Annotated in this window: 9 protein-coding genes; 7 read left to right on the forward strand and 2 right to left on the reverse strand. The window is 64.5% G+C overall.

Annotated elements, in window-relative coordinates; genetic code table 11:
- Positions 1-20: 20 nt before the first annotated feature.
- Positions 21-836: a mannan chain length control protein LmeA gene (lmeA, locus tag VFH65_RS21170; protein WP_353324012.1), complete on the reverse strand. Its 816-nt coding sequence runs from the start codon at positions 834-836 to the stop codon at positions 21-23.
- Positions 837-992: 156 nt separating this feature from the next.
- On the opposite strand from lmeA, the gene VFH65_RS21175 reads away from it, so the two are divergent.
- From VFH65_RS21175 to VFH65_RS21205, 7 genes are all read left to right on the forward strand, one after another.
- Positions 993-1,781 (forward strand): winged helix-turn-helix transcriptional regulator, encoded by a 789-nt coding sequence (locus VFH65_RS21175; RefSeq protein WP_353324019.1) that lies wholly within the window; start codon positions 993-995, stop codon positions 1,779-1,781.
- Positions 1,778-2,665, forward strand: a complete 888-nt coding sequence (gene mshD / locus VFH65_RS21180) for a mycothiol synthase (RefSeq protein WP_353324013.1) — start codon at positions 1,778-1,780, stop codon at positions 2,663-2,665. The genes VFH65_RS21175 and mshD overlap by 4 nt, the downstream gene beginning before the upstream one ends.
- A gap of 213 nt (positions 2,666-2,878) precedes the next feature.
- Positions 2,879-4,006, forward strand: coding sequence for a phosphate ABC transporter substrate-binding protein PstS (pstS, locus tag VFH65_RS21185; RefSeq protein WP_353324014.1), 1,128 nt, complete (start codon positions 2,879-2,881; stop codon positions 4,004-4,006).
- Between the two features lie 91 nt (positions 4,007-4,097).
- A complete protein-coding gene (pstC, locus tag VFH65_RS21190; RefSeq protein WP_353324015.1) occupies positions 4,098-5,066 on the forward strand; it encodes a phosphate ABC transporter permease subunit PstC in 969 nt (322 codons plus the stop codon).
- Positions 5,063-5,968, forward strand: a complete 906-nt coding sequence (gene pstA / locus VFH65_RS21195) for a phosphate ABC transporter permease PstA (RefSeq protein WP_353324016.1) — start codon at positions 5,063-5,065, stop codon at positions 5,966-5,968. The genes pstC and pstA overlap by 4 nt, the downstream gene beginning before the upstream one ends.
- Before the next feature lie 9 nt (positions 5,969-5,977).
- Positions 5,978-6,754 carry a phosphate ABC transporter ATP-binding protein PstB gene (gene pstB / locus VFH65_RS21200; RefSeq protein WP_353324017.1) on the forward strand — a complete coding sequence of 259 codons (777 nt, stop codon included), beginning with the start codon at positions 5,978-5,980 and terminating at the stop codon, positions 6,752-6,754.
- A 65-nt stretch (positions 6,755-6,819) separates the two neighbouring features.
- A complete protein-coding gene (locus tag VFH65_RS21205; RefSeq protein ID WP_414688475.1) occupies positions 6,820-7,578 on the forward strand; it encodes a winged helix-turn-helix transcriptional regulator in 759 nt (252 codons plus the stop codon).
- Here VFH65_RS21205 and VFH65_RS21210 read toward each other — a convergent pair.
- Positions 7,575-7,852: phosphate signaling complex PhoU family protein (locus tag VFH65_RS21210; protein WP_353324018.1), on the reverse strand; the 278-nt coding region annotated here is incomplete at its 5' end. The genes VFH65_RS21205 and VFH65_RS21210 overlap by 4 nt on opposite strands.

The raw sequence follows: 7,852 nt of genomic DNA on the forward strand, positions 1-7,852 counted from the left end.
GGCCGCGGCCAGCGAGGTGCTCATGACGTATTGAACTTGTCGAGGGCGATGGTTACTCCCTCGGCAATCCCCTCGATGATGATGTCGGAGCCGCGCGCCCCCTCACTGGTCGGCGCGATACCGAACGGCAGCTTCTGGCCGGGCAGGCTGGTGGAAAACGCGGCGAGAACCGCGGCTGTCTTGTCCTCGGGGACCGGTTGGTCGGCGGTGCCCGCCCCGGTGAGTACGCCAGTGGCGGTGAACACCAGGGTGGTCTGGTCCGGTCCGGCGACAGACAGGTCGACGGCGATGCTGACCTTCTCGTCGTAGTCCGCCTTCTTCGGCGTGCCGGTGAACACCAGCCCGCGGTTGCTGGAGATGCCCGATTCGGTGGTGCCGCCGGTGGCGTCGTTGCTTTCCCGGGTGGGCGCCTCGACCAGCAGGTCCGGTATGTCCATGAAGCGGCCGACGTGGGTGGAGTCGATGATGATGCGGCTCTCGACCTTGCCCACCGGCAGCTTGGCGTCAGGGGGGATCAACCAGGACGCGTCGGTGAGGTCGATCGAATGCAGGGTGGCCTCCAGCGACGCCTTGCCAACGACCGGGTGATCAACGCCACTGGCCTTGATCTCCACCTCGTCATAGTGACGGCCCATCGCTTGCGGGATGAACGGGAAACCGAGGATGGCCACCGACGGGTCCCAGCTCAGGTTCGCCGCGCTGCGCACACTCCTGGCCAGCCGGTATTCGCCGTAGATGGCCGCCCCGAAGTCCGTCCCGACGGCGCCCACGACCACCACGGTCACCGCCGTGACGAGGGCGATCAGCAGCTTGCGCACCCGGACATTCTGGCTCACGGGTATCAGTCAACCGGCTCGGCGCGGCTAATCAGCAGGTGGCGCGCTATCGTTATGTGACTATCGGCCGGTAACGGCCACATGTCAGCCATGAATCTGGGAGATGACCCGGACACAGAGGTCCGGTGAACCTCCCCCCGGGCCGCGCCGGAGGGCCTGTTGGATCTCTTGCTTCTTACCGTCGACCCACATCCGGAATCGGTGCTGCCCTCGTTGTCGCTCCTCGCTCACAACGTGCGGACGGCTCCGACCGAGGTCTCCTCCTTGTTGGAGGCTGGCACCGCGGATGTGGCCATTGTCGACGCGCGCACTGATCTGGCCGCCGCGCGCGGCCTCTGTCGCCTTCTCGGAACGACCGGCACCTCGGTCCCCGTGGTGGCTGTCGTCAACGAGGGCGGCCTGGTCGCCGTCAACGTCGAGTGGGGGCTCGACGAGATTCTGCTGCCGAGTACCGGGCCTGCCGAGATCGACGCGCGGCTGCGGCTACTGGTCGGGCGCCGCGGCGGCGTGGCCAATCAGGAGAACCTCGGCAAGATCAGCCTCGGTGAGCTCGTCATTGACGAGGGCACGTACACCGCACGGCTGCGTGGACGGCCGCTTGACCTTACGTATAAGGAATTCGAGCTACTGAAGTATCTGGCCCAGCACGCCGGGCGGGTGTTCACCCGCGCGCAGCTGCTGCAGGAGGTTTGGGGCTACGACTTCTTCGGCGGCACCCGCACGGTCGACGTGCACGTGCGTCGGCTGCGCGCCAAGCTGGGCACCGAATACGAGTCGCTCATCGGCACGGTGCGCAACGTCGGCTACAAGGCCGTGCGTCCAGCACGGGGCCGTCCACCGGCTCCCGGCACAGATCTGTCCGACGACATGGCTGACGACGCGGCCTACGAAAGCGCGCCAGACACGCTGCCGGAAGGTCTTGTAGACCCGTTGCGTAGTCAGTGATTTCAGTCGGCTGGCGCGAGCGCCTCTCCGATGACGACCAGCGCGCGATCCGCGGACTCGTGGCCGCCGCGACGACGGTCGACGGCGTCGCGCCCGTGGGTGACCAGGTTCTGCGGGAATTGCCGCACGACCGAACCAGACACCTGGTGGCCGTCGACGGCGAGGACATCGCCGGATATCTGAACCTCACACCGGCGCCGGCCATGGCCGAGTTGGTGGTGCACCCGCGGGCGCGACGGCAGGGCATCGGCTCGCGGATGGCGCGAACGGGGTTGTCCGAAGGCGGCGACGGCGCCCGCATCTGGGCGCACGGCAACCTCGAGCCAGCCCGCGCCACTGCGGCCGGACTCGATCTTGTCGTCGTGCGCGAGCTGCTTCAGATGCGCCGTCCGCTGACCGGGCTGCCGCCGGTGAGCATCCCCGACGGTGTTCGCATCGCCACCTACGCCGGACCCGGCGACGATGCCGAACTGTTGCGGGTCAACAACGCCGCTTTCGCCTGGCATCCGGAGCAGGGCGGCTGGACCGACGCGGACATCGCCGAGCGCCGCGGCGAGCTGTGGTTCGACCCGGCCGGCGTATTCATGGCCGTCGACGAACGCAGCGGCAAGCTGCTCGGCTTTCACTGGACCAAGGTGCACAACGCCGACCTTGGCGAGGTGTACGTCGTCGGCGTCGATCCCGCCGCGCAAGGCCGCGGAGTCGGTGCCACGCTGACCCTGATTGGTCTGCATCATCTCGCTGAGCGGCTGTCTGCGAGTTCGCAGCCGACGGTGACTCTCTACGTCGAGGGGGATAACTCGGCGGCCGTAAAGACCTACCAGCGACTGGGATTCGACGTCTTTGCCGTCGATGCGGCCTACGCGTCTGGCGCACCCGATTAACCGGTGACGTTCGGCGTGAATTGACCCCAGTGCAGATGTCGTTCCCAGCCCGTTGCTGGTTCATCTGCCGTTCACTATCCGTAGGTAATTCATTCATGACGTGCGCTTAAGTTCTCAGCCGAGCAGCGATGTGACTGCTTGACGCGACGTCTGTCACGGCAACGGGGTCCACTACCTGACGCCAAGCGTCTACCTGTTTCACAAAGGAGCTTCGTGAAGGCCATACGATCTGGTGCTGCGCTGAGCCTGCTGGCTGTCAGCGCCCTGCTGCTGTCGGCATGCGGGAGTGACAACAACACCTCTTCGGGATCAGGTGGTGACTCCGGAACGTCCGCGAGCGATTGCGGCGGCAAGGAAGCACTCAAGGCCAGCGGCTCGTCCGCTCAGGCCAACGCGATGACGCGGTTCGTCAACGCCTATGAGAAGGACTGCCCCGGCTTCACACTGAACTACACCTCCAGCGGGTCAGGCGCGGGCGTGTCTGAGTTCCTCGGCGGGCAGACCGACTTCGGCGGCTCTGACTCGCCGCTGAACGCGGAGAAGGGCGAGGTCGAGAAGGCCAAGGCGCGCTGCGGTGGCAGCGACGCGTGGAATCTGCCCGCCGTGTTCGGACCGATCGCCGTCACGTACAACGTGGCCGGTGTGGACAACCTCGTGCTGGACGGACCCACGCTCGCCAAGATCTTCAACGGCACCGTCAAGACTTGGGACGCGCCGGAGATCAAGGCGCTGAACGAAGGCGCCCCTCTCCCCGCTGAGCCGATCAACGTCATCTTCCGCAGCGACGAGTCAGGCACTACGGACAACTTCCAGAAGTATCTGGACGCGGCATCCGACGGTGCGTGGGGCAAGGGTGCGGGCAAGTCGTTTGCAGGCGGTGTCGGCGAAGGTGCCAAGGGCAACGAGGGCACCTCGGCGGCAATCAAGAACACTCCCGGGGCCATCACCTACAACGAGTGGTCGTTCGCGAAAGCACAAGGACTGTCGATCGCCGACATCATCACCTCGGCGGGGCCGGAACCGGTCGAGTTGAGTGTGGAGACGGCGGGCAAGGCCATCGACGGGGTGAAGTTCAAGGGCGAGGGCAACGATCTCGTGCTCGACACGACGTCGTTCTACTTGCCGACTGAGCCCGGGTCCTACCCAATCGTCCTGGCGGCGTACGAGATCGTGTGCTCGCAGTACCCCGACGCCGATGTCGCCAAGGCGGTCAAGGCGTTCATGCACTCGGCGCTCGGCAATGGGCAGACCGGGCTTGAGGAGAATGGCTACATTCCGGTCCCCGAGGCGTTCAAGACTCGACTGACTGAAGCCGTCGACGCCATCAACGCAACGTCCTGACCGCATCTCGGTAATGGCAGTGACACCTGAATCCACTGACGTGGGCCCGCTTACGGCGGCGGGTCCACGTCAGATCGGAGATACTCCCAAAATGCCAACCAAGTCCGGCCGAGACGCGGTGCCGCATCGACGCAGCTCACGCTGGGGCGACACGGTTTTCAAGTCGATCGCCATCGCCGCCGGAGCGACGATTATCGGCGCGATCGCACTGATGGCGCTGTTCCTTCTCATCAAGGCTGTTCCGTCGCTGGAAGCGAACAACGCGAACTTCATAACCAGCACGGAGTTCGTGACCAACGACGCGGACAATCTGCGGTTCGGCATCCGCGATCTCTTCCAGGTGACGGTGTTGAGCTCGCTGTTTGCCTTGATCATTGCTGTGCCGCTCGCGATAGGAATCGCGGCATTCCTCACTCATTACGCACCTAAACGGTTGGCTCGGCCCTTCGCCATGCTGGTGGATCTGCTCGCAGCGGTCCCCTCGATCGTGTTCGGTCTGTGGGGCATCTTCGTGCTGGCTCCCGTCCTGTCCCCGGTCGCGACCTTCCTCAACGACAAACTCGGCTGGTTCTTCTTGTTCTCCGAGGGCAACGTGTCGTTGGCCGGTGGCGGCACGATCTTCACGGCCGGCATCGTGCTCTCAGTAATGATCTTGCCGATCATCACCTCCGTAACCCGCGAGGTCTTCGCGCTGACCCCGCGGGCGCACATCGAAGCGGCGCAGGCGCTGGGCGCTACGAAGTGGGAAGTGGTCAGGATGACCGTATTCCCGTACGGGCGCAGTGGAATGATCGCGGCTTCGATGCTCGGGCTGGGTCGCGCGCTGGGCGAGACCATCGCGATCCTGATCATCCTGCGCACCGCCGCGCAGGCCGGCCACTGGACCCTCTTCGACGGCGGCTACACGTTCGCGTCCAAAATCGCCTCGGCAGCAGCAGAATTCAGCGCTCCACTGCCAACGGGCGCCTATATCGCAGCCGGCTTCGTGCTGTTCGCGTTGACCTTCGTCGTCAACGCGCTGGCTCGGGTGGCATCGGGCGGAAGGGTTAGCGGAGGATGACGCAAGCAACACTCGACAGGCCGGTGAAGAGTACGACTTTTCATCCGGTAAGCGTCAGTCGCAAGATCAAGAACAACGTCGCGACGACACTGTTCGGCGCATCGTTCGCCATTGCGATGGTCCCGCTGGTGTGGGTGCTCTACACCGTGTTGGCCAAGGGCTTCAGGGCCGTCATCTCGTCGACGTGGTGGACGCATTCGCTCGCAGGGGTGCTGCCCGAGGAATTCGCAGGCGGCGTCTACCACGCTATTTACGGCACACTGGTGCAGGCACTCATCGCGGCAGTGCTGTCGGTTCCCCTCGGTGTGATGGCGGCCATCTACCTGGTGGAGTACGGGCGGGGCACGTTCGCCAAGGTGACCACCTTCATGGTCGACATCCTTGCCGGAGTTCCCTCGATCGTCGCATCGCTCTTCATTTTCGCGCTGTGGATCAGCACATTCGGCCTACCGCAGAGTGCGTTCGCGGTATCGCTGGCGCTCGTGCTGCTCATGCTTCCGGTGGTCGTACGTAACACCGAGGAGATGCTGAAGCTGGTTCCCGATGAGTTGCGCGAAGCCTCGTACGCGCTGGGCATCCCGAAGTGGAAGACGATTCTCAAGATCGTCGTGCCCACCGCTCTGCCCGGAATGATCAGCGGCGTGCTTCTGGCACTTGCCAGGGTCATGGGCGAGACCGCCCCGGTGCTGGTCCTGGTCGGCTACAGCCGGTCCATCAACTTCGACGCTTTCGACGGCAACATGGCATCGCTGCCACTGCTCATCTACACGGAGCTGATCAACCCCGAAGAGGCTGGCGTGCTGCGGGTCTGGGGAGCAGCGTTAAGCCTCATATTGATCGTCGCGGCGCTCTACCTCGGCGCTGCGGTGGTCAACCGATTCCTGACGCGGAACAGAGTTTAGGAGCTCGACATGGCCAAGCGGCTAGACCTCAAGGACCTCAATATCTTCTACGGCTCATTCCATGCCGTCGCCGATGTCGCGTTGTCCGTTCAGCCCCGCAGCGTGACGGCCTTCATCGGCCCTTCCGGTTGCGGTAAGTCGACGGTGCTTCGGACGCTCAATCGCATGCACGAAGTCATCCCCGGCGCTCGCGTCGAGGGATCGGTTCTGCTTGACGGCGAAGACATCTACGGTGCCGGCATCGACCCGGTCGGCGTGCGCAAGACCATCGGCATGGTGTTTCAGCGGCCAAACCCGTTCCCCACCATGTCGATTCGTGACAACGTGGTCGCCGGATTGAAGCTGCAGGGTGTGCGCGGTAACAAGACCCTCGACGAGGTGGCGGAGCGTTCGCTGAAAGGCGCCAACCTGTGGAACGAGGTGAAAGACCGGCTGGACAAGCCCGGTGGGAGCCTTTCGGGCGGTCAGCAGCAGCGGCTGTGCATCGCCCGCGCGATCGCCGTTCAGCCCGACGTGCTGCTGATGGACGAGCCGTGCTCGGCGCTTGATCCGATCTCGACTCTGGCGATCGAGGACCTCATCGCTGAACTCAAGCAGGACTTCACGATCGTCATCGTCACGCACAACATGCAGCAGGCGGCTCGCGTAAGCGATCAGACCGCCTTCTTCAACCTCGAGGCCACCGGGAAACCGGGCCGGCTGATCGAGATCGACGATACCGAGAAGATCTTCTCCAATCCGACGCAGAAGGCAACCGAGGACTACATCTCGGGCCGCTTTGGCTGACCGATCTCGCCATGCGCGTCGGACGGAGGGGAGACGGGCAGCGTGACGGGACGGAGCGCCCAGGCATGACTGTCGAGGTGCGGCGCTCCGACCCTCGACATGGGCCAGACGTGCGCCGCGACGTTATGACGCCGGTGCGCGGCACCTTGGTACTCGTCGAGACCGAAGCGGCAGTCGCTTCACGGCTGATGGACGATGCCGCGGCAATCGGCATCGGCACCACGTGGTGTACCGACGGCGCGGAGGCACTGCTTGCCGTCGGGGCCGATCCCCCCGACGTCCTCGTTCTCGCCGCTCGAACGGATTCCGTTGATGCGCCTCGCATTACAGCCGCTATCCGGAGTCGGTGGACCTTGCCTATTCTGGTCGGATCGTTGTCTGCGGACGACGAGATGGCGCGAGAGGCATTGGCCGCAGGGGCTTCGGCGCTGATCGCCCGCCCATACGACATCACGGCGATCGCGCCGTTCGCGCTCAACGGTGATCACCAACCGGGAACTGATCCGGCCGTCTACGTTGCAGGACCGATCTACGTGGATCGCTATGGCTACGAAGCACGCGTGCGCGGCCGCGACGTAAGGCTTACGCAGCGCGAACTCGAGTTGCTCGTCTACCTCATCGAAAAGCGCGGCAGAGTTGCCAGCAGCGATGAGATCAGTCGTGAAGTGTGGGGGCATCCTGCCGACACGAACACCGTGGCCGTACACGTTCGGCGACTGCGCGAAAAGCTCGGCCACGACGTCGAATATGGCGACTTCATCCGTACCATCCGCGGAGCCGGCTACCGATTGGCGCCGTCGATCTGCGCAGGAGCGGCCGGTTAGCGCGGTGCGGGGATCGATTCGTCGTCGGCATGCTTCCCGGTGACCTGGAAGATCACCCTGCGGGCGACCTCGACCGCATGGTCGGCGAACCGCTCGTAGAACCGGCCCAGCAACGTCACGTCGACCGCGGCGGCCACTCCGTGCTTCCACTCGCGATCCATCAGCACCGTGAACAGGTGCCGGTGCAGGTCGTCCATCGCATCGTCTTCTTCTTGGATGCGAGCGGCCTTCTCGGGGTCGCGGGTGACCAGCACCTCCTGGGCGCTGTTGCCCA

The sequence above is a fragment of the Mycobacterium sp. genome, assembly GCF_035697385.1.
In the GTDB taxonomy this organism is placed as follows: Bacteria; Actinomycetota; Actinomycetes; order Mycobacteriales; family Mycobacteriaceae; genus Mycobacterium.